The following is a 25811-nucleotide window of genomic DNA, read 5'->3' as shown; positions in this document are numbered from 1 at the left end:
GGTAGAAGGACTCAAGGCATGTTCAACGGTAAATCGATTTTCATCTCTGGCGGCACCGGCTCGTTCGGGCGTAATTTCATCCGCCGGTTGCTGGAGCAATACCAGCCCAAGCGGGTGGTGGTGTTTTCCCGCGATGAGCTCAAGCAGTACGAGATGCAACAAACGTTCAACGCACCGTGCATGCGGTACTTCATCGGTGATGTGCGCGACGCCGACCGTTTGCGTCAGGCCATGCGTGGTATCGATTACGTGGTGCATGCCGCGGCCCTGAAGCAAGTGCCGGCGGCGGAATACAACCCCACCGAATGCATCCGCACCAACGTCAACGGCGCGGAAAACATCATTGCCGCCGCCATCGACAATGGTGTGAAAAAAGTCGTCGCGCTGTCCACCGACAAGGCCGCCAGCCCGATCAACCTGTATGGCGCGACCAAGCTGCTGTCGGACAAACTGTTCGTGGCCGCCAACAATATTGCCGGCGAACAGCAAACCCGCTTTGCCGTGGTGCGCTATGGCAACGTCGCCGGCTCGCGGGGGTCGGTGGTGCCGTTCTTCAGCAAGCTGATTGCCGAGGGCGCCAAAGAGCTGCCGATCACCGATGAGCGCATGACGCGTTTCTGGATCACCCTGGATCACGGTGTGAAGTTTGTGCTCGACAGCTTCGCCCGCATGCACGGCGGTGAAGTGTTTGTGCCGAAGATCCCGTCGATTCGCGTCGTCGATCTGGCGCTGGGCATGGCTGAACATTTGCCGCACAAACACGTCGGCATTCGTCCGGGGGAAAAACTCCATGAACTGATGGTGCCGCTGGACGACGCGCGCATGACCCTGGAATTCGATGATCACTACACCATTCAGCCGTCGATCCGTTTCACCAGCGTCGACGTGGATTTTGCCGTCGACAAACTGGGCGAGCAGGGCCAGCCGGTGAGCGAAGACTTCGAGTACCGCTCCGACACCAACCCGCACTTCCTGTCGGTGGGCCAGATCGCTGACCTGCACGCGGAGCTGTCGGCATGATTCCCTACGGTCGGCAAAGCCTCGATCAGGCGGACATCGATGCGGTGGTCGCCGTGTTGCAGTCCGACTGGCTGACTCAAGGGCCGACCATCGAGCGTTTCGAACAGGCCATGGCCGAGCGTTGCCAGGCCGATTTCGCGGTAGCGGTGTGCAATGCCACGGCGGCGTTGCACATTGCCTGTCTCGCCGCGGGCCTGGGGCCGGGCGATCGGTTATGGACCACGCCGAACACCTTTCTGGCCTCGGCCAACTGCGGTCGCTACTGCGGCGCCGACGTCGATTTTGTCGACATCGATCCGCTGACCTGGAACCTCGACGCCTACACCTTGGCGTCGAAGCTTGAAATCGCCGAACGCGACGGCAAGCTGCCGAAAGTGCTGGTGGCGGTGGCGTTCTCCGGGCAGAGCTGCGATATGCGCATGATCGCCGAACTGGCCGAGCGCTATGGTTTCACGGTGATCGAAGATGCCTCCCACGCGGTCGGTGCGTCCTATGCCGGGCGCCCGGTGGGTTGCGGCGAATTTGCGGCAATGACCGTGTTCAGTTTCCACCCGGTGAAGATCATCACCAGTGCCGAAGGCGGCATGGTGCTGACCAATCGCCCGGAACTGGCCGAGCGCTTGCAGCGCCTGCGCAGCCACGGCATGACCCGTGACCCCGAGCAGATGAGCGAACCCAGCCACGGTCCCTGGTACTACCAGCAAGTGGAACTGGGCTTCAATTACCGCATCACCGACCTGCAGGCGGCCCTCGGCCTGTCGCAGTTGAACAAGCTCGATGGTTTCATCGAGCGTCGTCGCGAACTGGCGGCGCGTTATGACCGGTTGCTGGCGTACTTGCCGCTGACCTTGCCCAGTGCGCAGCCTGAAGCCGAGTCGGCGTGGCATCTGTACGTGGTGCGCTTGCAGCCGGAGCGGATCACCCTCAGCCATCGACAGGTGTTCGAAGGCTTGCGAGCGGCAGGGGTGGGTGTGAACCTGCACTATATTCCACTGCACTTGCAGCCGTACTATCGCGACCTGGGCTTTGCCGAGGGGGATTTCCCAGAGGCCGAACGTTATTACGCCGAGGCCATCAGCCTGCCGCTGTTTCCTCTGCTGAGCGATGAACAACAGGACTATGTGGTCGAGCAACTGCGACGGCTGACCGAATAAATGCTGCCATGGGCCGCTGATGGGAAAGTGTGATGCGTGAACTGAGTGAACAGGAAAAATTCTGGCAGGGCGACTTTGGTAATCAGTATGTCGAGCGCAATGTCGGGCAGCCCCTGGTGGCTGCCAACCTGGCATTGTTTGCCAAGGCACTGACCCGGGCAGGGCGGATTGAGAGCCTGGTCGAGCTGGGTACCAATGCCGGTAACAACCTGCAGGCGTTACGTCAGCTGTTGCCTCAGTGCGATTTGTTTGGGGTGGAAATCAATAGCAGTGCTTGCGCCCAGGCCCGGGCACTGGGAATCGCGCAGATCTGGCAGGGGTCGCTATTCGATTTTCCTCGCGAGCGCACCTTTGACCTGACACTGAGCAAAGGCGTGCTGATTCATCTGGCGCCAGAGTTGCTGGCCGCCGCTTATGCGCAGCTGTATGAGTTGAGCAATCGTTACGTGCTGATCGCCGAGTACTACAATCCGGCACCGGTCGAGGTGTCGTATCGTGGTAACAGCGGCAAGCTGTTCAAGCGCGATTTTGCCGGCGAAATGCTCGATCGTTATGAGGACCTGCAATTGGTCGATTACGGTTTTGGTTACCATCGCGACCCGCAATTCCCGGTGGATGACATCACCTGGTTCCTTCTGGAAAAACGCCGGTGAACAGCGTCGCAATCATCCCGGCTCGGGGTGGCAGCAAACGCATACCCCGCAAGAACCTCAAACCGTTCGACGGTGTGCCGATGATTGCCCGCTCGATTCAGACGGCGATCAGCTCAGGGCTGTTTGCTCACGTAGTGGTCAGCACCGACGACGAAGAAATTGCCGAGCTGGCCCGTGCCAGCGGTGCGCAGGTACCGTTCATGCGGCCTGCGGCCCTGGCCGATGACTTCACTGGCACTGCCTCGGTGATTGCGCACGCTCTGGATGAATTACATCGACAGGGTCAGGATTTTGACTATGCCTGTTGCATCTACGCCACGGCGCCGCTACTGCAGACGCGGTTCCTGCATCAAGGGTTGAATCTGCTGGAGCAGCATCCGGAAAAATCCTTCGCGTTCTCGGTGTGCGATTTCGGCTTTGCGGTGCAGCGTGCCCTGACCGTTGACGATCAGGGCGCATTAACCGCGTTGTACCCGGAGTTTCGCGACACCCGCTCGCAGGATTTGCCAGCGGCCTATCAGGATGCCGGTCAGTTCTACTGGGGGCGCAGCGAGGCCTGGTTGCGTGGCGATGTGTTGTTCTCGCCGGCGAGCCTGCCGGTGATTCTGCCGCGACATCTGGTGCAGGACATCGACACCCTGGAGGACTGGAAACGCGCCGAATACCTTTACGCCGCATTGAAGGCCGGTGGTGAGTTGCAATGAGGGTGCTGATCCGCGCCGACGCGTCGCCGACCATTGGCAGCGGCCATATCGCCCGCTGCCTGACCCTGGCCAGGGTGTTGCGCAAGCAGGGCGCGCATGTAGCCTTTGCGTGTCGGCTGTTGCCGGGGCATCGACTGGACAACCTGGCAAGCGAGGGTTTCGAGACCTTCGCGCTGCCGGACCGTTATCGCGATGAAGACCCGCAGCAGGCCATCGAGTCGATGTTGCCGTGGCAGGCGGACATTGCCGCGCTGGCGCAAGCATTGGAAGGCCATACGGCTTTCGACTGGATCATCGTCGACCACTATGGCCTCGATCATCACTGGCAGACCGCCGCCCGCCGCTGGGCACCACGAATCGCGGCGGTGGACGACCTGGCCACTCGGCAGTACCGCGTCGACCTGCTGCTCAACCAGAATCTGTCGGGCACGCCAGAGTCCTATGGCTCACTGCTGACGCCCGACTGCCAGACATTGCTCGGCCCACGGTTTGCCCTGCTGCGCGATGAGTTTTGCTGCCCGGCGATCGAGATCAAACCTCGGGCCAGGCGAGTGCTGGTGAACTTCGGCGGCTTCGATGCGGCCATGCAGACCCACCACGCGATGTTGGCGCTGGCGGATTTCCATGAGCTGGAGGTCGATTTCGTGGCGGGTGCCGACAACCCGGCCTGGGAGCAGATGCAGACGTTGGCGGACTATCGCCCGAACTGGCGCCTGCACAGTTTTGTCGGTGACTTCTACCGGCTGATGACCGAAGCCGACCTGTTCGTCGGTGCCGGTGGCGGCACCAGTTGGGAGCGAGCGGCCATGGGGCTGCCGACGATTTGCATTGCGGTCTCGAATAATCAGCAGGCCAACGGCGAGGTGATGGCGACCTCGGGGGCTCATGTGTTCCTGGGCAACCGCGAGCAGGTCAGCGTCGAGCAGCTGCGCCAGGCCATCGGTTTTGTCGTGGGCAATCAGGGGGTTCGTCAGAGTCTGGCCGACCGCTCGCGACAGTTGGTCGATGGCCGTGGGGCACTGCGGGTGGCGGCAGCGCTCGCCGGTGCGGTGCTGCAAGTTCATCAGGCCACTCAGGACGATGCGCAATTGTTGTTCAACGGGCGTAATGCCGAGGCGGTTCGGCGCTGGTCTTTGGACACCCACGTCATTGATTGGCAACGGCATCAGGCCTGGCTGGCCGCGAGCCTGAGCAATCCGCGGCGGTTGCTGTTGATCGCCGAGGCGGATGACGGCCCGGTCGGCGTGCTGCGCTATGACCTTGACGGTACTCGGGCCGAAGTCTCGATTTATCTGTTCGAAGGCCGATTCGGCCTGGGCTGGGGCAGGGCGCTGCTGGCGCGGGGTGAAGCGTTCGTTACTGCTCATTGGCCACAACTTGAGGCCATCACCGCTCAGGTGTTGCCGGCCAATCAGCCATCGCTGAAGGTTTTCCGCGAGGCAGGTTTTACTCAGAATACTTGCGCGTTCACGCGCGTATTGAAGGATCCAAAACAATGACTAGCTTCAAGATCGGCAACCGCTCGATCGGTGCCGATGCGCCGCCGTTCATCATTGCCGAGATGAGCGGCAACCATAACCAGTCGCTGGAGGTGGCGCTGCAAATCGTCGAAGCGGCGGCCAAGGCCGGCGCCCACGCCTTGAAGCTGCAAACCTACACTGCCGAGACCATGACCCTGGACTTGGCCGAAGGCGAGTTCTTCATCAAGGACCCCAACAGCCTGTGGGCCGGGTCTTCGCTGTACGCGCTGTACGAGAAGGCCCACACGCCGTGGGAATGGCACGCGCCGATTTTTGCCCGGGCCAAGGAACTGGGCATGCTGGCGTTCTCCACGCCGTTTGATGACACCGCAGTGGACTTCCTCGAAAGCCTGGACGTGCCGGCTTACAAAATCGCCAGTTTCGAGAACACTGATCTGCCGCTGATCCGCCGGGTCGCCGCCACCGGCAAACCGCTGATCATTTCCACTGGCATGGCCAGCATCGCCGAACTCGATGAAACCGTGCGCGCCGCCCGTGAGGCCGGTTGCAAGGACCTGGTGTTGCTCAAGTGCACCAGCACTTACCCGGCAACGCCGGCCAACAGCAATGTGCGCACGATCCCTCATCTGCGTGAACTGTTTGGCTGTGAAGTCGGTTTGTCCGATCATTCGATGGGCGTTGGGGTGTCCGTCGCCGCGGTGGCGCTAGGGGCGACAGTGGTGGAAAAACATTTCACCCTCGACCGCGCCGCCGGTGGGGTGGATGCCAGTTTCTCCCTGGAACCGGCCGAACTCGCCAGCCTGGTGATCGAAACCGAACGCGCCTGGCAGGCCATGGGCCAAGTGCATTACGGCGTGACTGAAGCCGAGCGCAAGTCCCTAGTGTACCGTCGGTCGCTGTATGTCACCCAGGACATGGTTGCCGGTGAACCCTTCACCGTCGCCAATCTGCGGGCCATCCGTCCTGGCCTGGGGCTGGCCCCCAAACACGCTGAAACCCTTCTGGGCCGCCGCGCCCGCCAGGCCATCAAGCGCGGAACGCCGCTGGAATGGTCGTTGGTCGAATAACCGCTTGTGGGGCTGATTCGGCGAAATAGCGTGACCTGTGAGTCATAACGCGCATCTTCACTGTATTGTATAAAAAGGGGAGATGGCGCCTGGTCTGTTTTTTAGCCCAGTGATGGCCCTTTACTCTTCCCTCTGTCACCCCCTTGAGGGCGACGTTATTCGTTGTTTGTCGGCGCCCCTCGAATCCTTGCGAGCGGTGGTATTGGGCTGTTTATTATTGGGAAGCCGTAATGATTGGCATAAAGAGCATTGCGAGCTACGTTCCTGTAGCCGGCGTGGACAATTACGCACAAGGTGCAAAATTCGAAAAGGATGAAGAGTTCATCCTGGGCAAGATCGGTTCGGCCTTCCTGCCGCGCAAAGACGCCGGGCAAGAAACTTCGGACCTGTGTGTCGAAGCAGTCAACGCGCTGTTCGCCAACAACCCTGATTTGAAACGTGAAGCCATCGAGGTGCTGATCGTCGTGACCCAGAACGGCGACGAAGAAGGTCTGCCGCACACCGCCGCCATCGTTCAGGACAAACTGGGTCTGCCGACGACCGTGGCCGCGTTCGATATTTCCCTGGGTTGCTCCGGTTACGTCTATGGCATCTACGCCATCAAGGGTTTCATGGAAGCCGCGGGCCTGAAAAATGGCCTGCTGGTGACCGCCGATCCGTACTCGAAGATCGTCGACCCGGAAGACCGCAACACCACCATGCTCTTCGGCGACGCCGCCACCGCCACCTGGATGGGCGAAGACGCGCCATGGCAGTTGGGCAAGGCCAAGTTCGGCACCGACGGTTCCGGCGCGCCGCACCTGAAGGTTTCCGACGGGGTTTTCTTCATGAACGGCCGTCAAGTGTTCAACTTTGCGCTGCTCAAAGTGCCGGCGCATTTGCATGAGCTGCTCGCTGACTCGGGCCTGACGGCCGACGATATCGATGCCTTCTGCATTCACCAGGGCAGTGCGGCGATTGTCGATGCCGTGGCACGGCGTTTCGAGGGCGAGCCTGAGAAGTTCATCAAGGACATGGTCGAGACCGGTAATACCGTATCGTCGAGCATCCCGTTGCTGCTGGAAAAACACGTGCTCGACTCCAAGTGGAAGCGTGTGGCACTCAGCGGTTTCGGTGTTGGTTTGTCTTGGGGTTCGGCGATCATCTATCGCCCGTGACCTGAACGTCCCGGCAGTTAAAAAATAGCGCTCAAGGTGTAACCTTGAGCGCTATTTTTTTATGTATGAATCAAGAACGAGGCAGCATGAGCGACAGTTTTGAGGGTAATGCCCGGGTGATAGGGGCCCGCTGGCCGGCACTGCTTGAGCGGTTGATGGCTGAAGACAGTGCCTCGCTGCAGGCGGATCTGGTCGAGGGTCTGGGCTCGACCCTGCGCATTGGCGGTGTTCAGCTGACCAGTCGACATGATCGTGTGGCTGAAGCCCGTTTTCAGGCGAACAGTCTGCCTTCCGGCTGCCCGCAACTGCATGTGTACGGTACCGGCCTTGGGGATTTGCAGCAGCAGCTGCTGCTGCGTCCAGAGCTTGAGCGCCTGCATGTCCACATTCTCAACGGCGCGGTGTTCGCGCTGGTACTGCGGTTGCTCGACCAGCAGCAATGGCTCGAGGATCCGCGTGTCGAACTGGTTTACGCAGGGGACGCAGCAGAAATCTGCCTGCCGTTCTTTGCGTTGCCTGCCGAGCTGGTGCTGGCAGATGAATTCAACGCCCGGATTCGCGATCGTCTGATCAGTGAAGTGCACCTGAGTTTCAACAACCGTGAGTTCGACCCGCACAACCCCAAGGTCATCGAGCGCTTGCAGGCCAGTCTCGAGTTGTTGCGTGCCGACCGTGATGTGGCTGAGCTGTTTGCCACTTGTCCGGGGCGTGAAGCCTATGTCATCGGCACCGGCCCGAGCCTGGAGCAGCACTTCGAAAAATTGCGGGCCATTGGCGCTCAGGCGCAGCGGCCGCTGTTCATCTGTGTCGACACGGCGTTTCTGCCTTTGCTCAGGCACGGCATCCGGCCGGATCTGGTGGTCAGTATCGATCACCGCATCAGTACGCGGCATTTGTCGGCGGAGGATTCTGCCGACATCCCGCTGGTCTATTTGCCAATGATCGACCCACAGGTTCTGGGCGCCTGGCGCGGTCCGCGCTACGTCGGTTACTCCGCCAGCCCCGTTTACAGGAACGTCCGCCAGCAAATCCAAAGGGCTCAGCTCTATGTCGGCGGCAGTGTGATCCATCCGGCAGTGGATCTGGCGGTACAGATGGGGGCGGATCGAGTCACGCTGTTCGGTGCCGACTTCGCCTTCCCGATGAACAAGACTCACGCCGGATGGGGCGATGGGGATCTGGGGCCGACGCTGAACGTGGCCAGGCATTGGGTGCTCGATGGATATGGGAAGCGGGTCAAGACTCAACTGAATTTCCGCAGCTATCTGTGCGAGTTGGAGCGTTACATCGCCGGGCACCCTGAAGCGCGTTTCTATAACAGCAGTCGCGAGGGGGCGATGATCATGGGCGCAGCGTTCAACCCGGAGTTCGTGCAATGAGCCGAATCGAGCAATGTGCGCGTGAGTGCCGGCAATGCGCCGGGCTGTTTCGGCTGGGACGTGATGTCGAAGCGGTGCTGAACATGGTCGAGGTGTTCGAGCATGTGCAGGCGGTCGTTCAAGGGGCGGAGCCGGACATCCAGCAGCAATGGGCCCGGTTACTGGCCGGCATGCTCGATTGCCAGGAAGCGCAGGACTGGCTGGGGTTGGCCGATTCGATGGAATACGAGCTGGTCGATTTACTGGAGGCCGCCCGCGCGTCTTATTGACGCCTGTCTACGGCTTCATTTTTGCTCGTTGTGTTTTCATCGGCGGTTTACTGACGTCATTTTTTCTCCCCTCGTTGCCTTGGAGGCCTTTGTTTTCAGGGGGTGGCAGTGTGATGGCAAAAAAATTCAAAAAAGCCCTCAAGCAACCTGCCAACCCGACGATAACTATTACGAAGGTTCTCTAGGCCACACCCGGCGGTTGCCAGGGCCGGAAGCCGCAGTACCCAACCAACGAGGATTTCGTCATGGCTTTAACCGTAAACACCAACGTTACATCTTTGGCTGTTCAGAAGAACCTGAACAAGGCTGCCGATGCACTGTCCACTTCGATGAGCCGCCTGTCTTCTGGCCTGAAAATCAACAGCGCCAAAGACGACGCCGCCGGCCTGCAGATCTCTACCCGTATGACCAGCCAGATTCGTGGCCAGAACGTTGCCGTGAAGAACGCCAACGACGGTATCTCGATGGCTCAGACCGCTGAAGGCGCTCTGCAAGAGTCCACCAACATCCTGCAACGTATGCGTGAACTGGCTGTCCAGTCGCGAAACGACACCAACAGCAGCGTTGACCGTACCGCTCTGAACTCTGAATTTGCTCAGATGTCGGACGAACTGACCCGTATCGCCAACTCCACCCAGGTCAACGGCAAGAACCTGCTGGACGGCACCGCTGGTACCATGGCTCTGCAAGTGGGTTCCAACACTGGCTCGTCCAACCGTATCGACCTGGTTCTGAGCAGCGCGTTCGACGCCGCCACTCTGTCCGTAGCCAGCGGTTCTGTTGTGATCAGCGGCACCAGCGCCACTGCCAGCGGTAACATCGACAACGCAATCACCGCAATTGACGCGGCTCTGGCGACCATCAACGCCACTCGTGCAAACCTCGGTGCTTCGCAAAACCGTCTGACCAGCACCATCTCCAACCTGCAGAACATCACTGAAAACGTGACTGCTGCACAAGGCCGTATCCAGGATACCGACTTCGCTGCTGAAACGGCTAACCTGACCAAACAGCAAACTCTGCAACAAGCTTCCACCGCAGTTCTGGCTCAAGCCAACCAGCTGCCTTCTTCCGTACTGAAACTGCTTCAGTAATTCCGGAATGAGTATTGGCGGGGGGGCGCGCTAGTCGTGCTCTCTCGCTTTTTTACTTTCAAGAGGTGATGGACATGGATATGAGCGTCAAGCTGAACTTGTCTTACCCGGCCGCGAAACAGGTCAATCCTGTTGCGGACAACCCGGCTGAGGTGCCTCGGGTCGACAGTGTCAAGGCTGTTGCAACCAACAAGGGTTCGAATTCTGATCCGGAAAAGTTGAAAACGGCCGTTCAGGAAATCGAAAAGTTCGTGCAGTCGATCAAGCGCAATCTTGAATTCTCGATTGACGAAAGCTCGGGCAAGGTGGTCGTGAAAGTGATTGCCACCGAATCGGGAGAATTGGTGCGGCAAATTCCTTCCGAAGAAGCCTTGAAGCTGGCGGACAGCTTGAATACTGCAAGTAATGTGTTGTTCGACGCAAAAGCCTGACAACTGGCACGAATAGTGTTTGCAATACGTTTGCCGACACTGATGGTCAAAAGTTCGGCGACAGACCGATAGGGAGAGTTACATGGCAAGTCCAATTACGACGAGTACGGGTCTTGGTTCCGGCCTGGATGTCAGTTCGATCGTTACGGCGTTGGTGAATGCTGACAAGTCGGCCAAGCAGACCCAGATCAACACTCAGACGACGCTCAATACTGCGAAGATTTCCGCTGTCGGCTCGCTCAAGAGTGCTCTGACAACCTTCCAGACTGCCATGACCACGCTCAAAAGCACCACGACTCCGGCGTTTTCGGGGTTTGCTGCGACCTCTTCGGCAACCAGCGTCTTGACGGCAACGTCCGACAACACCGCTGTAAACGGTAGTTATTCCGTTACGGTCAAGAACCTGGCCACCAGTTCGAAAGTTGCCAGTGCCTCCTTTGCCGGTGGAGCTACCAGTGCCATTCCGAGTGGTACTCTGAAAATCAGTCAAAATGGCACTGACTACGATGTGACTATCCCATCCGGTGCGACGCTGCAGTCGACCCGCGATGCGATCAATACCACGCTGCAAACCAAAGGCATTACCGCCAACATCGTCACCGACACCAATGGCTCGCGCCTGGTGATCGGCTCGACCACCACCGGTGCGGGCTCCGATATCTCTGTCAGTGGCATTGCCGGGCTGGAAATCGACGGCAGTACCAAAATGGATGGCACCACGACCAGCGCCGGTTATATCGGTAGTCTGGCCGCAGATGCGACCGTCGAAATCGACGGTCTGACAGTCACCAGCGCAAGCAATACCATCAGCCAGGCCGTTGGTGGTCTGAATATGACACTGGTGGCGGCCAGTACTACGCCCGTAACCGTGACAGTAGCCAACAACACCGCCGGCCTGAAAACCTCGCTCCAGTCGTTTATAGATGCCTATAACGGGCTGATCACCAGCATCAATACCTTGACCAAGGCTACCGAGGACAGCGATGGCAATCTGACCGTGGCCGCCGCGCTGACAGGCGACTCCATGCCGCGCTCGCTGATTGCAGCCGTGCGCAACGAGCTGGTTGCCCCAGGGGCCGGCAGTTCGCTGTCGGTGTTGGCGCAGCTCGGGATTCGGACGAGTCAGAGCGACGGTACGTTGAGTCTGGACAGCACCAAATTCACTGCGGCGATGGACAAAGGGCTGGGCGGTGAAATTCAGACCCTGTTCAACGGCACCGACAGCACCAATGGCCTGATCTCGCGCATGAGTGCGGCGATCGAGCCTTATACCAAGGCCGGCGACGGTATTCTCGCTCAGCGCTCCACTAACCTGAGCAAGCAAAAGAGCGATCTGGCCGACCAGCAAGATGCGCTTGACCTGCGGATCACCAACCTGACCGCTATGCTGACGGCCAAATACAACGCAATGGATCTATTGGTCGGGCAAATGAAGGCGACGGCGACCAGTATCACGTCCTTCTTCGATACGTTGAATGCACAGCAATCCAATAGCTAACCATAAGCTGATGCCAAAAACCCGGCTGCATTTTCATGCATGCCGGGTTTTTGCCATTCGCTCTAAAGTATTCCGGTTCGTAGACGATACATTGCCTATACGAACTCTTGAGTTGTGATGAGGTAGAACATGAATCCGATGTTAGCCCTTCGGCAATATCAGAAGGTTGGAGCCCAGGCTCAGACCTCCGAGGCCAGTCCGCATCGTCTGGTGCAAATGCTCATGGAAGGCGGGCTGGATCGCATCGCCCAGGCCAAGGGCGCCATTGATCGCAAGGATATTCCTGCCAAGGGCGAAGCCATCGGCAAGGCGATTGGAATTATCGGCGGTTTGCGTGAAGGTCTGGATCTTGAACAGGCGGCTGAGGCAGTCGGTGAACTCGATCGTCTTTACGCCTACATGATGAAGCGTCTCGCCGAGGCCAACATCAAGAGCGATGCTCGGATTCTCGATGAAGTCGCTGGTTTGCTGCGCACGGTGAAAGAAGGCTGGGATGCTATTGCCGCGCCGGGTCCGCAGTTTTAAGGAGATCACCATGAGTCTTGTCTTGCAGCGAATCGAACAAACCCGGGACGCCCTGGTCGATGCATTGGCCGAGCGCAATTGGGAGGCCATTGGTGAGTTGGACCTGGCTTGCCGTTCCTGCATGGAAGACGTTTTGAGTGAAGCTTCGGTGGACGAGGCCGCGTTGCGCGACAACCTTGAGGAGTTGCTGGGGGTGTATAAACAGCTTCTGGCGGCGGCGACGGGTGAGCGGCAGGCAATAGTCGACGAGATGTCGCAGATCCACCAAGCACAGAGCGCGGCAAAGGTTTACCATCTGTTTGGTTAATTAACCCTCAGTTAATCCAAACATAGTGCGCCATAAATTTGACTGTGCACGTTTTTTTGACTTAACTAGTGGCTGGTTCCAGATTTCAGGCGTCTACAGGCACACTGTGTCTGCAAGCGTCTAGCTTGCCCCTCATTTTGGGCATTGAGTTGACTAGGGAAGTTGCTATTGCATGTGGCGTGAAACCAAAATTCTGCTGATTGATGACGATAGCGTCCGCCGCCGCGATTTGGCGGTGATTTTAAATTTTCTCGGTGAAGAAAATTTACCCTGTGGCAGCCATGACTGGCAGCAGGCTGTCGGCTCTTTGTCATCAAGTCGTGAAGTAATCTGTGTCCTCATCGGGACGGTCAATGCTCCTGGTGCACTCATGGGCTTGTTAAAGACACTCTCAACCTGGGATGAGTTCCTTCCAGTTTTGTTAATGGGCGATAATTCTTCCATTGACTTGCCGGAAGACCAGCGTCGCCGAGTGCTTTCGACCCTCGAAATGCCACCCAGCTACAGCAAATTGCTCGACTCGCTGCATCGTGCCCAGGTCTATCGCGAGATGTATGACCAGGCCCGTGAGCGCGGTCGTCACCGTGAACCCAATCTTTTCCGCAGCCTTGTCGGCACCAGCCGGGCGATTCAACACGTCCGTCAGATGATGCAGCAAGTTGCCGACACCGACGCCAGTGTGCTGATTCTCGGTGAGTCCGGGACCGGCAAGGAAGTGGTCGCGCGTAACTTGCACTACCACTCCAAGCGTCGTGACGCGCCGTTCGTTCCGGTCAATTGCGGGGCGATCCCGGCCGAGTTGCTGGAAAGCGAATTGTTCGGTCACGAGAAGGGCGCCTTCACCGGGGCGATCACCAGTCGTGCCGGGCGTTTCGAGCTGGCCAACGGCGGTACCCTGTTCCTCGATGAGATCGGCGACATGCCGCTGCCGATGCAGGTCAAGCTGCTGCGTGTCTTGCAGGAGCGCACCTTCGAGCGTGTGGGCAGCAACAAGACTCAAAGCGTCGATGTGCGGATCATCGCGGCGACTCACAAGAATCTCGAAAGCATGATCGAGATCGGCACCTTCCGCGAAGACCTCTACTATCGCCTGAACGTGTTCCCGATCGAGATGGCGCCGTTGCGCGAGCGCGTCGAAGACATCCCGTTGCTGATGAACGAGTTGATCTCGCGCATGGAGCACGAGAAGCGCGGTTCGATCCGTTTCAACTCGGCGGCGATCATGTCGCTGTGCCGTCACGGCTGGCCGGGTAACGTTCGTGAGCTGGCCAACCTGGTGGAGCGCATGGCGATCATGCACCCGTACGGGGTGATCGGCGTGGTCGAGTTGCCGAAGAAATTCCGCTACGTCGACGACGAAGACGAGCAGCTGGTCGACAGCCTGCGCAGCGATCTCGAAGAGCGGGTGGCCATCAACGGTCATACCCCGGATTTCACCGCCAACGCCCTGCTGCCGCCGGAAGGCCTGGATCTGAAGGACTACCTCGGCGGTCTGGAGCAAGGGTTGATTCAGCAGGCGCTGGATGACGCCAATGGCATTGTGGCGCGGGCGGCCGAACGGCTGCGCATTCGTCGCACGACCCTGGTGGAGAAGATGCGCAAGTACGGCATGAGCCGTCGTGACGGTGATGAACAGGCGGATGATTGACGCCTGTTTTTCAACCCCTTCATTTATAGGCGGTTTTTTTTAGGCACGGGTATTGCTACATCCCTCGCAACGTTCCGTTTAACTGACGGTCAACCACGCGAGAGAGCACGATGCCCCAAGCCGCCCAGATGTCTCCTGTCCCTGATGCTTCGGGGCAACCGTCGTCCGTAGAGCAGGCAAGCCGGCTTGGCCTTGAGCAGGCGTTTGCGCTGTTCAATCAGATGTCGAGCCAATTGACCGATTCCTACAGCATGCTTGAAGCCCGGGTCACCGAGCTCAAGGGCGAGCTGGCGGTGGTCAGCGCTCAGCGCATGCAGGAGCTGGCGGAAAAAGAGCGTCTGGCCAACCGGCTGCAAAACCTCCTCGATCTATTGCCCGGCGGCGTCATCGTCATCGATGCCCAAGGGATCGTGCGCGAAACCAATCCCGCCGCGCGTGAACTGCTCGGTCTGCCCCTTGAGGGAGAGTTGTGGCGCAAGGTGATTGCTCGATGCTTTGCGCCCCGCGAAGACGACGGTCACGAAATCTCTCTCAAGGACGGTCGGCGTCTGTCGATTGCTACCCGCTCGCTGGATGCCGAACCCGGTCAGTTGGTGTTGCTCAACGACCTGACTGAAACCCGTCATCTGCAAGATCAACTGGCTCGCCACGAGCGCCTGTCGTCTCTCGGTCGCATGGTTGCGTCGTTGGCTCATCAGATTCGCACGCCGTTGTCCGCCGCGTTGCTCTACGCCAGTCATTTGACTGAGCAGGAGTTGCCGGTCGCCACGCAGCAGCGTTTTGCCGGCCGTCTGAAAGAGCGTCTGCATGAGCTTGAACACCAGGTTCGCGACATGCTGGTGTTTGCTCGCGGCGAGCTGCCGTTGACCGATCGGGTGACGCCCAAACTGTTGATGCAGGCGCTGCAAGCGGCCGCACTGACCCATGTTCAGGATCTGCCGATTCGCTGGCAGTGCGACAGCCATGCCGGTGAGTTGCTGTGCAATCGCGACACGTTGGTCGGGGCGATCCTCAATCTGATCGAGAACGCCATTCAGGCCAGTGTCGGCGGCGTCCGTTTGAAGGTTCACCTGTATACCCGCGGCAACAACCTGCGCCTGTGCGTCAGCGACAGCGGCAGCGGTATCGACGGGGTGGTGCTGGCGCGTTTGGGTGAGCCGTTTTTTACCACCAAAACCACCGGTACCGGCCTGGGACTTACCGTGGTCAAGGCGGTGGCCCGTGCTCATCATGGAGAACTGCAGTTGCGCTCGCGGCCGGGGCGTGGCACTTGCGCGCAGGTGATCCTGCCGCTTTTTTCCAGTGGGCAGCCCAGCGTTCAAGGAATGGAATGAAGGCCATGGCAATCAAGGTTTTACTGGTCGAGGATGACCGTGCGCTTCGGGAGGCATTGGCCGATACGCTATTGCTCGCCGGGCACGAATACATCGCTGTCGGTTCGGCGGAAGAGGCGCTGACTGTGGTCGGCGCCGAGGCGTTCAATCTGGTAGTCAGTGACGTCAACATGCCGGGCATGGACGGTCATCAACTGCTCGGATTGCTGCGGGCTCGTCAGCCGCAATTGCCGGTGTTGCTCATGACGGCGCATGGCGCTGTCGATCGAGCGGTCGATGCGATGCGTCAAGGCGCGGCGGATTATCTGGTCAAACCGTTCGAGCCCAAAGCCTTGCTCGATCTGGTGGCGCGTCACGCGCTGGGCAATCTCGGCGCGACCGAGAGTGAAGGGCCTGTGGCGTTCGAGCCGGCCAGTGCGCAATTGCTGGAATTGGCCGCGCGCGTGGCGCGCAGTGACTCCACGGTGTTGATCTCCGGTGAGTCGGGGACCGGTAAGGAAGTGTTGGCGCGTTACATCCATCAGCACTCCCATCGCGCCTGTCAGCCGTTCATTGCGATCAACTGCGCAGCGATCCCGGACAACATGCTTGAAGCCACTTTGTTCGGTCACGAGAAGGGTTCGTTCACCGGCGCCATCGCGGCGCAGGCCGGTAAGTTCGAGCAGGCTGATGGCGGGACGATCCTGCTCGACGAAATTTCCGAAATGCCCCTCGGCCTTCAGGCCAAGTTGCTGCGCGTATTGCAGGAGCGTGAAGTCGAGCGAGTCGGCGCCCGCAAGCCAATCGCACTGGACATTCGAGTGGTTGCCACCACCAACCGCGACCTGGCTGCTGAAGTGGCGGCGGGGCGTTTTCGCGAAGACCTTTACTATCGCCTGTCGGTGTTCCCGCTGGCCTGGCGTCCGCTGCGCGAGCGCACCGCCGATATCCTGCCGCTGGCCGAGCGTCTGTTGGTCAAACACGTCAATAAAATGAAGCATGCCGCGGCGAGGCTGTCGCCTGAGGCGCAGGCGTGTCTGATCGGCTATCAGTGGCCGGGTAATGTAAGAGAGCTGGACAACGCGATCCAGCGTGCCTTGATTCTGCAGCAGGGCGGTTTGATCCAGCCGCAGGATTTCTGTCTCGCCGGGCCCGTGGCGTGTGCGCCGCTGTCGACGTTGGCGGCGACGCCGGCGCGTGTTGTAGAAGTCGAAGCGGAATCGGCGGGGGCGCTGGGCGATGACCTGCGGCGTCGTGAATTCCAGATGATCATCGACACCTTGCGCTCCGAGCGTGGCCGTCGCAAGGAAGCCGCCGAGCGATTGGGCATCAGCCCGCGCACCTTGCGCTACAAGCTGGCGCAAATGCGCGACGCCGGAATGGATGTAGAAGCGTACTTGTTCGCCACGTGAAAGTTGACGCAAGCACACCGATCTAAATGTGGGAGCGAGCCTGCTCGCGAAGGCGGTGTAACAGGTACATAAATGTTGACTGACACTCCCTCTTCGCGAGCAGGCTCGCTCCCACAATGGTTTTGCGGTGATTCACGGTTAAGGCAAAGCTCGGAAGCTTTTGTTTAGAGCGGCCACGGAGCTGGCACCCTTGTTGCTAACACCTCACTACCCGCCGAGTGAGTGTCAAAAAAATTGCGGGTAGCCAAAGACGTAGCTTCGTCAAAGAGAGAAACCATGAGCCAAGGTATTGAATTCAATCGGTTGATGCTGGACATGCGCTCCATGCAAATGGATGCGATGTCTGCGCCGAAATCGACTGCCGCAGTCCCTGAAATGGGTGGCAGCAGCTTTTCCGACATGCTCGGTCAGGCCGTCAATAAAGTGAACGACACCCAGCAGGCGTCCAATCAGTTGGCCAGTGCCTTCGAGATTGGTAAAAGCGGCGTCGACCTGACGGACGTGATGATTTCCTCACAGAAGGCCAGCGTGTCTTTTCAGGCGCTGACCCAAGTGCGTAACAAGCTGGTTCAGGCTTACCAAGACATCATGCAGATGCCGGTTTAAGGACGAGATTGAGTCATGGCAGAAGCAGTCGTCGATAATGTTCCGGCCAAGGCCACTCCAATAGGCGGCAAACCGCCGCTGTTCGGGTTGTCCTTCCTGGAAAACCTCTCCGAGATGACCATGTTGCGTCAGGTGGGCCTGTTGGTCGGCCTGGCTGCGAGCGTGGCGATTGGTTTTGCCGTGGTGTTGTGGTCCCAGCAACCGGACTACCGGCCTCTGTACGGCAGCCTTGCCGGTATGGACGCCAAGCAGGTCATGGAAACCCTGGCCGCAGCTGATATTCCCTATACCGTTGAACCGAACTCCGGTGCCTTGCTGGTCAAGGCCGATGACCTGTCCCGTGCGCGGCTCAAGCTCGCGGCCGCTGGTGTCACTCCCAGCGACGGTAACATCGGTTTCGAGATCCTCGACAAGGACCAGGGGCTGGGCACCAGCCAGTTCATGGAAGCGACCCGTTATCGTCGCGGCCTCGAAGGCGAACTGGCCCGGACCATTTCCAGCCTGAACAATGTCAAGGGTGCCCGTGTGCACCTGGCGATTCCGAAAAGCTCGGTGTTCGTGCGTGATGAGCGCAAGCCCAGCGCTTCTGTTCTGGTTGAGCTGTATTCCGGGCGCTCGCTGGAGCCAGGTCAGGTCGTCGCCATCATCAATCTGGTGGCGACCAGCGTTCCTGAACTGAGCAAATCGCAGATCACCGTAGTCGACCAGAAGGGCAACCTGCTGTCGGATCAGGCGGAAAACTCCGAACTGACCATGGCCGGCAAGCAATTCGATTACAGTCGTCGCATGGAAAGCATGCTCACTCAGCGTGTGCACAACATCCTGCAACCGGTGCTCGGCAACGACCGCTATAAAGCCGAAGTTTCCGCCGACGTGGATTTCAGCGCCGTCGAATCGACTTCCGAGCAGTTCAACCCGGACCAGCCGGCATTGCGCAGCGAGCAGTCGGTCAACGAACAGCGCACTGCCAGCAATGGCCCGCAAGGTGTGCCGGGTGCCCTGAGTAACCAGCCTCCTTCGCCAGCCTCGGCGCCGCAAACCACCGGTGGCGCCACCGCGTCGGCCGGTATGGTGCAGCCAGGCCAGCCATTGCTCGATGCCAACGGTCAGCAAATCATGGACCCGGCCACCGGCCAGCCGATGCTGGCGCCGTATCCGGCGGACAAGCGTCAACAATCCACCAAGAACTTCGAACTCGACCGTTCCATCAGCCATACCAAACAACAACAGGGCCGTTTGAATCGCCTGTCGGTGTCGGTGGTGGTGGATGATCAGGTCAAGGTCAACGCGGCCAATGGTGAAACCACTCGTGCGCCATGGAGTGCCGATGAATTGGCGCGCTTCACCCGTCTGGTGCAGGATGCGGTCGGTTTCGACGCCAGCCGTGGCGATAGCGTCAGTGTGATCAACATGCCGTTCTCCGCCGAGCGCGGTGAAGTGATTGCCGATATTCCGTTCTACTCCCAGCCGTGGTTCTGGGACATCGTCAAGCAAGTGCTGGGTGTGTTGTTCATCCTGGTGCTGGTGTTCGGTGTGCTGCGTCCGGTGCTCAACAACATCACCGGTGGCGGCAAAGACAAGCAACTGGCAGGCCTGGGCAGCGACATGGAGCTCGGTGGCGTGGGCGGTCTGGACGGCGAACTGGCCAACGACCGCGTCAGCCTCGGTGGCCCGACTAGCATTCTGCTGCCGAGCCCGAGCGAAGGCTATGACGCACAGTTGAACGCAATCAAGAGTCTGGTGGCAGAAGATCCGGGTCGCGTGGCCCAGGTCGTGAAAGAGTGGATTAACGCAGATGAGTGATAACCGAGCCGCTGTCGCCAAACTGTCCCGGGTTGATAAAGCCGCGATTCTGCTGCTGTCCCTGGGTTCTACAGACGCCGCGCAAGTGCTGCGCCACATGGGGCCCAAAGAGGTCCAGCGTGTGGGTGTGGCCATGGCCCAGATGGGTAACGTGCACCGCGAGCAGGTCGAACAGGTCATGAGCGAGTTCGTCGACATCGTCGGCGACCAGACCAGCCTGGGCGTCGGCTCCGATGACTACGTGCGCAAAATGCTCACCCAGGCCCTGGGCGAAGACAAGGCCAACGGCCTGATCGACCGGATCCTGCTGGGCGGCAACACCAGTGGCCTCGACAGCCTGAAGTGGATGGAGCCGCGTGCTGTTGCCGACGTGATCCGTTACGAGCACCCGCAGATCCAGGCGATCGTGGTGGCATACCTCGATCCGGATCAGGCCGGTGAAGTGCTGGGCAACTTCGACCACAAGGTCCGGCTGGATATCATTCTGCGGGTGTCCTCGCTGAACACCGTGCAGCCGGCGGCCCTGAAAGAACTCAACCAGATTCTCGAGAAGCAGTTCTCCGGCAACTCGAATGCCTCGCGCACCACCCTGGGTGGCATCAAGCGCGCGGCCGACATCATGAACTTCCTCGACAGTTCGATCGAAGGTCAGCTGATGGACTCGATCCGCGAAGTCGACGAAGACCTGTCCGGTCAGATCGAAGACCTCATGTTTGTGTTCAACAACCTGTCCGATGTCGACGACCGCGGCATTCAGGCGCTGTTGCGCGAAGTCTCTTCCGATGTGTTGGTGCTGGCCCTCAAGGGCTCGGACGAAGGCGTCAAGGAAAAGATCTTCAAGAACATGTCCAAACGGGCGGCCGAACTGTTGCGCGACGACCTCGAGGCCAAAGGCCCGGTGCGTGTCAGCGACGTGGAAACGGCGCAGAAAGAAATCCTCACCATTGCCCGCCGTATGGCCGAAGCCGGAGAAATCGTTCTCGGCGGGAAGGGCGGCGAAGAGATGATCTAAGGTCACTATGTCGTCCAAACATGATGAGTCCAATACCGACCTGATCCGTGCCAAGGACGTCAGTGGTTTTGACGTCTGGTCGTTGCCCAGCTTCGACCCGTTCGTGCCGGAACCCGAGCCGGAGCCGGAACCCGAACCGCCGGAAATGGAAGAAGTGCCGCTGGAAGAAGTCCAGCCACTGACCCTTGAAGAGCTCGAAAGCATTCGCCAGGAGGCCTACAACGAGGGCTTCGCCATCGGTGAAAAAGAAGGTTTCCACAGCACCACACTCAAGGTCCGTCAGGAAGCCGAAGTCGCCCTGGCGGCCAAGATCGCTGGCCTGGAACAATTGATGGTCAACCTGTTCGAGCCCATTGCCGAGCAGGACACCCAGATCGAAAAGTCCCTGGTCGACCTCGTGCAGCACATCACCAAACAAGTGATTCAGCGCGAACTGGCCATCGACTCGACGCAGATCGAACACGTCATGCGCGAAGCGCTCAAGCTCTTGCCGCTGGGCGTAGGCAACGTGCGGTTGTACGTCAATCCGCAGGATTTCGCACAGGTCAAAGCCTTGCGCGAGCGCCATGAAGAAACCTGGCGCATCGTCGAGGACGAATCCCTGTTGCCGGGCGGTTGCCGGGTCGAGACCGAGCACAGCCGTATCGACGCCACCATCGAAACCCGTGTGACCCAGGTCATGGCCAAGCTGTTCGATCAATTGCACGATCAGGCGCTGCACCCGGCCGCGCCAGACCTGAGCCTGGAGCTGCCGACTGACGAAAAGCCAGCGGTTGCCCCGGTCGAGCCAGAACTGGACGATCCCGATGCGCCTTGATCGCACCAGCTTCGCCAAGCGCCTCGGTAGCTACGCCGAGGCCACGGAGCTGGCTGGCGCGCCAATCCTTGAAGGTCGCCTGCTGCGCATGGTCGGCCTGACCCTCGAAGCCGAAGGCTTGCGCGCCGCCATGGGCAGCCGCTGCATGGTCATCAACGATGACAGCTATCACCCGGTGCAGGTCGAAGCCGAGGTCATGGGCTTCTCTGGCAGCAAAGTTTTTCTGATGCCGGTCGGCAGTGTTGCCGGCATCGCCCCTGGGGCGCGCGTGGTTCCCCTGGCGGACAACGGTCGTTTGCCGATGGGCATGAGCATGCTCGGGCGGGTACTCGACGGTGCCGGTCGTGCGCTGGATGGCAAGGGCGGGATGAAGGCTGAAGACTGGGTGCCGATGGACGGCCCGACCATCAACCCGCTCAAGCGTGACCCGATCAGCCAGCCGCTGGACGTCGGTATTCGTTGCATCAACGGTTTGTTGACGGTCGGTCGCGGTCAACGGCTCGGGTTGTTCGCCGGTACTGGCGTGGGCAAGAGTGTGCTGCTGGGCATGATGACCCGCTTCACCGAGGCCGACATTATCGTGGTCGGGCTGATCGGCGAGCGGGGGCGAGAAGTTAAAGAGTTCATCGAGCACATCCTCGGTGAAGAAGGGCTCAAGCGTTCGGTGGTGGTGGCGTCGCCGGCGGACGATGCGCCGCTGATGCGTCTGCGCGCGGCCATGTACTGCACGCGGATCGCCGAGTATTTCCGCGACAAGGGCAAGAATGTCCTGTTGCTGATGGATTCCCTGACCCGTTTCGCCCAGGCCCAGCGGGAAATCGCCCTGGCTATCGGCGAACCTCCAGCGACCAAGGGCTATCCGCCGTCGGTGTTCGCCAAGTTGCCGAAACTGGTGGAGCGGGCCGGTAACGCCGAAAAGGGCGGCGGTTCGATCACGGCGTTTTACACCGTATTGTCTGAAGGCGACGACCAGCAGGACCCGATCGCCGACTCGGCGCGGGGTGTGCTCGACGGGCACATCGTGCTGTCCCGGCGCCTGGCCGAGGAAGGGCATTACCCGGCCATCGATATCGAAGCGTCTATCAGCCGGGTCATGCCGTCGGTGGTGACGCCGGAGCACATGGCCCGCGCACAGTATTTCAAGCAGTTGTGGTCACGTTATCAGCAGAGTCGCGACCTGATCAGCGTCGGTGCCTACGTGGCCGGCGGTGACCGGGAAACCGACCTGGCGATTTCGCTGCAACCGCAGTTGGTCAAGTACCAGCGTCAGGGGCTGAACGACAGCATCAGCCTGGGCGAAAGCGAAGCGCACCTCGGGTCGATCTTCGCCCCGGCGGCCGGCGGCTAACCGGCCATGGCCCAGAGCCGCGCAGCACGCCTGGCGCCCGTGGTGGAAATGGCTGAAAAGGCCGAGAAAACCGCCGTTCAGCGCCTGGGACACTTCCAGGGCCAGGTTCGTCTGGCGGAAAGCAAACTGGCCGACCTGGAAAAGTTCCGTCTCGAATATCAGGAGCAATGGATCGTGCGCGGCAGCAGTGGCGTCTCGGGCCAGTGGCTGCTGGGTTATCAGGGCTTTCTCGCGCAACTGGGCACAGCCATCGACCAGCAGCGCCAGAGCCTGAACTGGCATCAAAACAACCTGAACAAGGCCCGGGAAGCCTGGCAGCAGGCGTTTGCCAGGGTCGAAGGCTTGCGCAAGCTGGTTCAGCGCTACATGGATGAGGCACGGCAACTGGAAGACAAGCGTGAGCAGAAGCTGCTGGATGAACTGTCCCAGCGGTTGCCGCGACAGGATCCGTATTGAGTGTCGGTTTTAAAAGATCGCAGCCTTCGGCAGCTCCAACAGGATCGGGTTTGCATACGGTCAATGTAGGAGCTGCCGAAGGCTGCGATCTTTTGACCTTGCTCCTGCCCCCATCAGGTGCTAAACCTTCTACACGTACGTTCGCCAATGACAAGGAAGCCGTGAAATGTCAGTCGTTACAGAAGTATCTCCAGATGGGCAAAAGCTGACGATCTCGATCAAGGGGCGATTCGATTTTGGTCGACATCAGGAGTTTCGCGAGTCCTACGAAAAACTCAACAAGAAACCCGATTCCATTGTGGTGGACCTGAAGGAAGCCACGTATCTCGATAGCTCTGCTCTGGGCATGTTGCTCTTGCTGCGTGATCACGCCGGTGGCGACAGTTCCGATATTCGCGTCGTCAACAGCAGTTCCGATGTGAAGAAGATTCTCGCCATCTCCAACTTCGACAAGTTGTTCGACATCAGTTGAGCGTCATGCAGCCGCTCGAGCCGCTGACGATACTGATCGCCGAAGACAGTGCGGCCGATCGCCTGCTGCTGTCGACTATCGTCCGTCGTCAGGGCCATGAGGTGCTGACGGCTGCCAATGGTGCCGAAGCGGTCGAAGCGTTTCGCTCGCAGCGACCGCACCTGGTGCTGATGGACGCCATGATGCCGGTGATGGACGGCTTCGAGGCTGCGCAGCAGATCAAGGCACTGGCCGGGGAAACCCTGGTGCCGATCATCTTTCTGACGTCGTTGACCGAAAGCGAAGCCCTGGCCCGTTGTCTGGAGGCCGGGGGCGACGACTTTCTGGCAAAGCCTTACAACCAGGTGATCCTCGCCGCCAAGATCAAGGCGATGGACCGCTTGCGGCGTTTGCAGGCCACGGTGCTGGAGCAGCGAGACCTGATCGCCAGGCATCACGATTACCTGCTCAACGAACAGCGCGTCGCCAAAGCCGTGTTCGACAAGGTCGCCCACTCCGGTTGCCTGAGTGCGCCGAACATCCGTTACCTGCAATCACCCTATGCGCTGTTCAACGGCGATCTGTTGCTGGCTGCGTTCACCCCGGCCGGCGACATGCACGTGCTGCTCGGCGATTTTACGGGTCATGGTTTGCCGGCTGCCGTCGGCGCCATGCCGTTGGCCGAAGTCTTCTACGGCATGACGGCCAAGGGCTATGGCTTGTCCGAAACCCTGCGTGAAATGAACGCCAAGCTCAAGCGCATCCTGCCGGTGGACATGTTCTGCTGTGCGGCCCTGCTGTGCCTGAGCTTTCAGCGAGGTTCGGTGGAGGTCTGGAACGGTGGGATGCCGGACGGTTACTTGCACAACACCGCCAGCGGCGAACGTATGGCGCTGACGGCACGGCACTTGCCGCTGGGGGTGCTGAGCCCGCAAGCCTTCGATGATCGCACCGAGGTGTTCCCGATGGCCGTCGGCGATCGGGTGTTCTTGCTGTCTGACGGGGTGATCGATACTTGCGATGCCAATGAACAGTTGTTTGGCGTAGAGCGATTGGAGCAGGTGTTTGCAGCCAATCGTCAGCCTGATGCGCTGTTCGAAGAAATCGAACAGGCCCTGCGGGACTTTCGCGGCGAGGCCCGGGATGACGTGAGCATGGTCGAGGTCCGCCTGCTGGAGGCGGCGAAATTGAGCCCGCCGACGCCCGTGTATTCCGACAGCGGCCAGTCCTCCCCGCTGGACTGGTCGGTGAGTTTCGAGTTCCGCGCCGCCACCCTCAAACGCTTCAATCCGCTGCCGTACTTGTTGCAACTGCTGCTTGAGGTCCATGGTCTGCGGGCTCAGAGTGGCACACTCTACAGTGTGCTGGCAGAGCTTTATTCCAACGCTCTGGAGCACGGCGTGCTGGGGCTGGATTCAAATCTGAAACGCGATGCGTCGGGGTTTGCGCGTTATTATCAGCAGCGCAACACACGCCTGGACGAATTGCGGGACGGCTATGTGCGGGTGCATTTGCAGGTGATGCCAAAAGGCGAGGGCGGTTGCCTGACGGTCCGGGTCGAAGACAGCGGCAAGGGCTTCGATGTGGCGCGGGTAATGGCGCGTCCCGTCGATGATGTCCGTCTGTCGGGACGCGGAATCAATTTGATCCGCCAGTTGAGCCAAAATGCGAGCTGGTCCGATAATGGTCGAAGTGCTCGCGTGGAGTTTTTCTGGGAGGCTCTGGCATAATCCCAGGCGTTCTTGATCAAGGAGTGAACAAGTGGCTGACACACATCTGGATCGCGACGTGCTGAGCGCGTTGCAGGAAGTTATGGAGGACGGGTATCCAGAATTGCTCGATACCTTTCTCGCTGATTCCGAAGAGCGCTTAAGCCTGCTGCGAAAAGCTGACGATGCCGAGAAGTTGGGCGCCGCTGCGCACAGCTTCAAAGGCAGCAGCAGCAATATGGGCGCTACCCGGCTGGCCGAGCTGTGTCATGAGCTGGAGCAGCGAGCCAAGCAAAAAAGCCTCGAAGGTATTGAAGCGCTGGTCGGAGAAATTGACGGCGAATTCGCCATTATCCGCCCGCTCTACGAAGCGGAGCGCCAGCGCTCCCTCGCTGAATAACGCAACCGTCCGACGCTTTTAGCGGCTAGCGAGCAAAGCTGGCTCGACCTTTGCAGTCAACTTGCTCAACTGTACCTACGACCCCAGTGCAGCGGAG

At 59.7% G+C, this 25811-nt stretch carries 26 protein-coding genes; all 26 read left to right on the top strand.

All coding sequences use genetic code 11. From position 1 onward, the window contains the following. Positions 1-18 precede the first annotated feature (18 nt). The 26 genes from pseB to AACY49_RS00590 all read left to right on the top strand — a co-directional run bounded on the left by pseB (position 19) and on the right by AACY49_RS00590 (position 25714). Positions 19-1020, top strand: a complete 1002-nt coding sequence (pseB, locus tag AACY49_RS00715; RefSeq protein ID WP_339521368.1) for a UDP-N-acetylglucosamine 4,6-dehydratase (inverting) — start codon at positions 19-21, stop codon at positions 1018-1020. Then, positions 1017-2174, top strand: a complete 1158-nt coding sequence (pseC, locus tag AACY49_RS00710) for a UDP-4-amino-4,6-dideoxy-N-acetyl-beta-L-altrosamine transaminase (protein ID WP_339521367.1) — start codon at positions 1017-1019, stop codon at positions 2172-2174. The genes pseB and pseC overlap by 4 nt, the downstream gene beginning before the upstream one ends. Before the next feature lie 32 nt (positions 2175-2206). After that, positions 2207-2827: a pseudaminic acid biosynthesis-associated methylase gene (locus AACY49_RS00705; RefSeq protein WP_258696973.1), complete on the top strand. Its 621-nt coding sequence runs from the start codon at positions 2207-2209 to the stop codon at positions 2825-2827. Beyond that, positions 2824-3531, top strand: coding sequence for a pseudaminic acid cytidylyltransferase (gene pseF / locus AACY49_RS00700; protein WP_339521366.1), 708 nt, complete (start codon positions 2824-2826; stop codon positions 3529-3531). The genes AACY49_RS00705 and pseF overlap by 4 nt, the downstream gene beginning before the upstream one ends. Further along, positions 3528-5030, top strand: coding sequence for a UDP-2,4-diacetamido-2,4,6-trideoxy-beta-L-altropyranose hydrolase (pseG, locus tag AACY49_RS00695; RefSeq protein WP_339521365.1), 1503 nt, complete (start codon positions 3528-3530; stop codon positions 5028-5030). The genes pseF and pseG overlap by 4 nt, the downstream gene beginning before the upstream one ends. Then, positions 5027-6079, top strand: coding sequence for a pseudaminic acid synthase (gene pseI, locus AACY49_RS00690; protein WP_258696970.1), 1053 nt, complete (start codon positions 5027-5029; stop codon positions 6077-6079). The genes pseG and pseI overlap by 4 nt, the downstream gene beginning before the upstream one ends. Positions 6080-6309: 230 nt before the next feature. Further along, positions 6310-7236: a ketoacyl-ACP synthase III gene (locus AACY49_RS00685; protein WP_339521364.1), complete on the top strand. Its 927-nt coding sequence runs from the start codon at positions 6310-6312 to the stop codon at positions 7234-7236. Between the two features lie 86 nt (positions 7237-7322). Next, complete coding sequence (locus tag AACY49_RS00680; RefSeq protein ID WP_339521363.1) at positions 7323-8615, top strand: motility associated factor glycosyltransferase family protein; 1293 nt, start codon at positions 7323-7325, stop codon at positions 8613-8615. Next, complete coding sequence (locus AACY49_RS00675) at positions 8612-8884, top strand: hypothetical protein (protein ID WP_258696968.1); 273 nt, start codon at positions 8612-8614, stop codon at positions 8882-8884. Before AACY49_RS00680 ends, AACY49_RS00675 begins: the two co-directional genes overlap by 4 nt. 245 nt (positions 8885-9129) lie before the next feature. Beyond that, entirely contained in the window at positions 9130-9978 is an 849-nt protein-coding gene (locus AACY49_RS00670; protein WP_258696967.1) for a flagellin domain-containing protein, read from the top strand. Positions 9979-10052: 74 nt separating this feature from the next. Beyond that, complete coding sequence (locus tag AACY49_RS00665) at positions 10053-10409, top strand: flagellar protein FlaG (protein ID WP_258696966.1); 357 nt, start codon at positions 10053-10055, stop codon at positions 10407-10409. A gap of 82 nt (positions 10410-10491) precedes the next feature. After that, positions 10492-11907 carry a flagellar filament capping protein FliD gene (fliD, locus tag AACY49_RS00660; protein WP_339521362.1) on the top strand — a complete coding sequence of 472 codons (1416 nt, stop codon included), beginning with the start codon at positions 10492-10494 and terminating at the stop codon, positions 11905-11907. A 129-nt stretch (positions 11908-12036) separates the two neighbouring features. Continuing rightward, positions 12037-12432 carry a flagellar export chaperone FliS gene (gene fliS, locus AACY49_RS00655; RefSeq protein WP_258696964.1) on the top strand — a complete coding sequence of 132 codons (396 nt, stop codon included), beginning with the start codon at positions 12037-12039 and terminating at the stop codon, positions 12430-12432. Between the two features lie 10 nt (positions 12433-12442). Beyond that, positions 12443-12739, top strand: a complete 297-nt coding sequence (locus AACY49_RS00650; RefSeq protein WP_258696963.1) for a flagellar protein FliT — start codon at positions 12443-12445, stop codon at positions 12737-12739. 172 nt (positions 12740-12911) lie between these two features. Beyond that, positions 12912-14387 carry a sigma-54 dependent transcriptional regulator gene (locus AACY49_RS00645; protein WP_258696962.1) on the top strand — a complete coding sequence of 492 codons (1476 nt, stop codon included), beginning with the start codon at positions 12912-12914 and terminating at the stop codon, positions 14385-14387. A 128-nt stretch (positions 14388-14515) separates the two neighbouring features. Further along, a complete protein-coding gene (locus AACY49_RS00640) occupies positions 14516-15721 on the top strand; it encodes a sensor histidine kinase (protein WP_258700771.1) in 1206 nt (401 codons plus the stop codon). A 5-nt stretch (positions 15722-15726) separates the two neighbouring features. Next, positions 15727-17112 carry a sigma-54-dependent response regulator transcription factor FleR gene (fleR, locus tag AACY49_RS00635; RefSeq protein WP_339521361.1) on the top strand — a complete coding sequence of 462 codons (1386 nt, stop codon included), beginning with the start codon at positions 15727-15729 and terminating at the stop codon, positions 17110-17112. Between the two features lie 276 nt (positions 17113-17388). Continuing rightward, positions 17389-17718 carry a flagellar hook-basal body complex protein FliE gene (gene fliE, locus AACY49_RS00630; protein WP_258696960.1) on the top strand — a complete coding sequence of 110 codons (330 nt, stop codon included), beginning with the start codon at positions 17389-17391 and terminating at the stop codon, positions 17716-17718. Positions 17719-17733: 15 nt separating this feature from the next. Next, entirely contained in the window at positions 17734-19521 is a 1788-nt protein-coding gene (gene fliF, locus AACY49_RS00625; protein ID WP_339521360.1) for a flagellar basal-body MS-ring/collar protein FliF, read from the top strand. Continuing rightward, complete coding sequence (fliG, locus tag AACY49_RS00620; RefSeq protein ID WP_003184041.1) at positions 19514-20533, top strand: flagellar motor switch protein FliG; 1020 nt, start codon at positions 19514-19516, stop codon at positions 20531-20533. The genes fliF and fliG overlap by 8 nt, the downstream gene beginning before the upstream one ends. A 7-nt stretch (positions 20534-20540) precedes the next feature. Next, positions 20541-21350 (top strand): flagellar assembly protein FliH, encoded by an 810-nt coding sequence (fliH, locus tag AACY49_RS00615; protein WP_339521359.1) that lies wholly within the window; start codon positions 20541-20543, stop codon positions 21348-21350. Then, on the top strand, positions 21340-22698 hold the full coding sequence (gene fliI / locus AACY49_RS00610) for a flagellar protein export ATPase FliI (RefSeq protein ID WP_258696958.1): 1359 nt from the start codon (positions 21340-21342) through the stop codon (positions 22696-22698). The genes fliH and fliI overlap by 11 nt, the downstream gene beginning before the upstream one ends. Before the next feature lie 6 nt (positions 22699-22704). Then, complete coding sequence (gene fliJ, locus AACY49_RS00605) at positions 22705-23154, top strand: flagellar export protein FliJ (RefSeq protein WP_258696957.1); 450 nt, start codon at positions 22705-22707, stop codon at positions 23152-23154. 166 nt (positions 23155-23320) lie between these two features. Next, positions 23321-23626: an STAS domain-containing protein gene (locus AACY49_RS00600; protein ID WP_320391433.1), complete on the top strand. Its 306-nt coding sequence runs from the start codon at positions 23321-23323 to the stop codon at positions 23624-23626. Between the two features lie 5 nt (positions 23627-23631). Next, entirely contained in the window at positions 23632-25335 is a 1704-nt protein-coding gene (locus AACY49_RS00595; RefSeq protein WP_339521358.1) for an ATP-binding SpoIIE family protein phosphatase, read from the top strand. 31 nt (positions 25336-25366) lie between these two features. Further along, positions 25367-25714, top strand: coding sequence for an Hpt domain-containing protein (locus AACY49_RS00590; RefSeq protein ID WP_258696954.1), 348 nt, complete (start codon positions 25367-25369; stop codon positions 25712-25714). The last annotated feature ends 97 nt before the right edge of the window (positions 25715-25811 follow it).

Source organism: Pseudomonas sp. EL_65y_Pfl2_R96 (assembly GCF_963970905.1).
Taxonomy (GTDB): Bacteria; Pseudomonadota; Gammaproteobacteria; order Pseudomonadales; family Pseudomonadaceae; genus Aquipseudomonas.
This window is presented reverse-complemented; position numbering and strand designations above follow the sequence as displayed.

Coding starts and splice junctions, on each gene's coding strand:
- AACY49_RS00650 (WP_258696963.1), top strand. CDS start 12,443: ATGAGTCTTGTCTTGCAGCGAATCGAACAAACCCGGGACGCCCTGGTC.
- AACY49_RS00685 (WP_339521364.1), top strand. CDS start 6,310: ATGATTGGCATAAAGAGCATTGCGAGCTACGTTCCTGTAGCCGGCGTG.
- AACY49_RS00665 (WP_258696966.1), top strand. CDS start 10,053: ATGGATATGAGCGTCAAGCTGAACTTGTCTTACCCGGCCGCGAAACAG.
- pseB (WP_339521368.1), top strand. CDS start 19: ATGTTCAACGGTAAATCGATTTTCATCTCTGGCGGCACCGGCTCGTTC.
- fliS (WP_258696964.1), top strand. CDS start 12,037: ATGAATCCGATGTTAGCCCTTCGGCAATATCAGAAGGTTGGAGCCCAG.
- AACY49_RS00645 (WP_258696962.1), top strand. CDS start 12,912: ATGTGGCGTGAAACCAAAATTCTGCTGATTGATGACGATAGCGTCCGC.
- fliG (WP_003184041.1), top strand. CDS start 19,514: ATGAGTGATAACCGAGCCGCTGTCGCCAAACTGTCCCGGGTTGATAAA.
- AACY49_RS00670 (WP_258696967.1), top strand. CDS start 9,130: ATGGCTTTAACCGTAAACACCAACGTTACATCTTTGGCTGTTCAGAAG.
- fliE (WP_258696960.1), top strand. CDS start 17,389: ATGAGCCAAGGTATTGAATTCAATCGGTTGATGCTGGACATGCGCTCC.
- fleR (WP_339521361.1), top strand. CDS start 15,727: ATGGCAATCAAGGTTTTACTGGTCGAGGATGACCGTGCGCTTCGGGAG.
- AACY49_RS00705 (WP_258696973.1), top strand. CDS start 2,207: ATGCGTGAACTGAGTGAACAGGAAAAATTCTGGCAGGGCGACTTTGGT.
- pseG (WP_339521365.1), top strand. CDS start 3,528: ATGAGGGTGCTGATCCGCGCCGACGCGTCGCCGACCATTGGCAGCGGC.
- fliI (WP_258696958.1), top strand. CDS start 21,340: ATGCGCCTTGATCGCACCAGCTTCGCCAAGCGCCTCGGTAGCTACGCC.
- fliJ (WP_258696957.1), top strand. CDS start 22,705: ATGGCCCAGAGCCGCGCAGCACGCCTGGCGCCCGTGGTGGAAATGGCT.
- fliH (WP_339521359.1), top strand. CDS start 20,541: ATGTCGTCCAAACATGATGAGTCCAATACCGACCTGATCCGTGCCAAG.
- AACY49_RS00595 (WP_339521358.1), top strand. CDS start 23,632: ATGCAGCCGCTCGAGCCGCTGACGATACTGATCGCCGAAGACAGTGCG.
- AACY49_RS00600 (WP_320391433.1), top strand. CDS start 23,321: ATGTCAGTCGTTACAGAAGTATCTCCAGATGGGCAAAAGCTGACGATC.
- AACY49_RS00640 (WP_258700771.1), top strand. CDS start 14,516: ATGTCTCCTGTCCCTGATGCTTCGGGGCAACCGTCGTCCGTAGAGCAG.
- fliD (WP_339521362.1), top strand. CDS start 10,492: ATGGCAAGTCCAATTACGACGAGTACGGGTCTTGGTTCCGGCCTGGAT.
- pseI (WP_258696970.1), top strand. CDS start 5,027: ATGACTAGCTTCAAGATCGGCAACCGCTCGATCGGTGCCGATGCGCCG.
- AACY49_RS00680 (WP_339521363.1), top strand. CDS start 7,323: ATGAGCGACAGTTTTGAGGGTAATGCCCGGGTGATAGGGGCCCGCTGG.
- fliF (WP_339521360.1), top strand. CDS start 17,734: ATGGCAGAAGCAGTCGTCGATAATGTTCCGGCCAAGGCCACTCCAATA.
- AACY49_RS00675 (WP_258696968.1), top strand. CDS start 8,612: ATGAGCCGAATCGAGCAATGTGCGCGTGAGTGCCGGCAATGCGCCGGG.
- pseC (WP_339521367.1), top strand. CDS start 1,017: ATGATTCCCTACGGTCGGCAAAGCCTCGATCAGGCGGACATCGATGCG.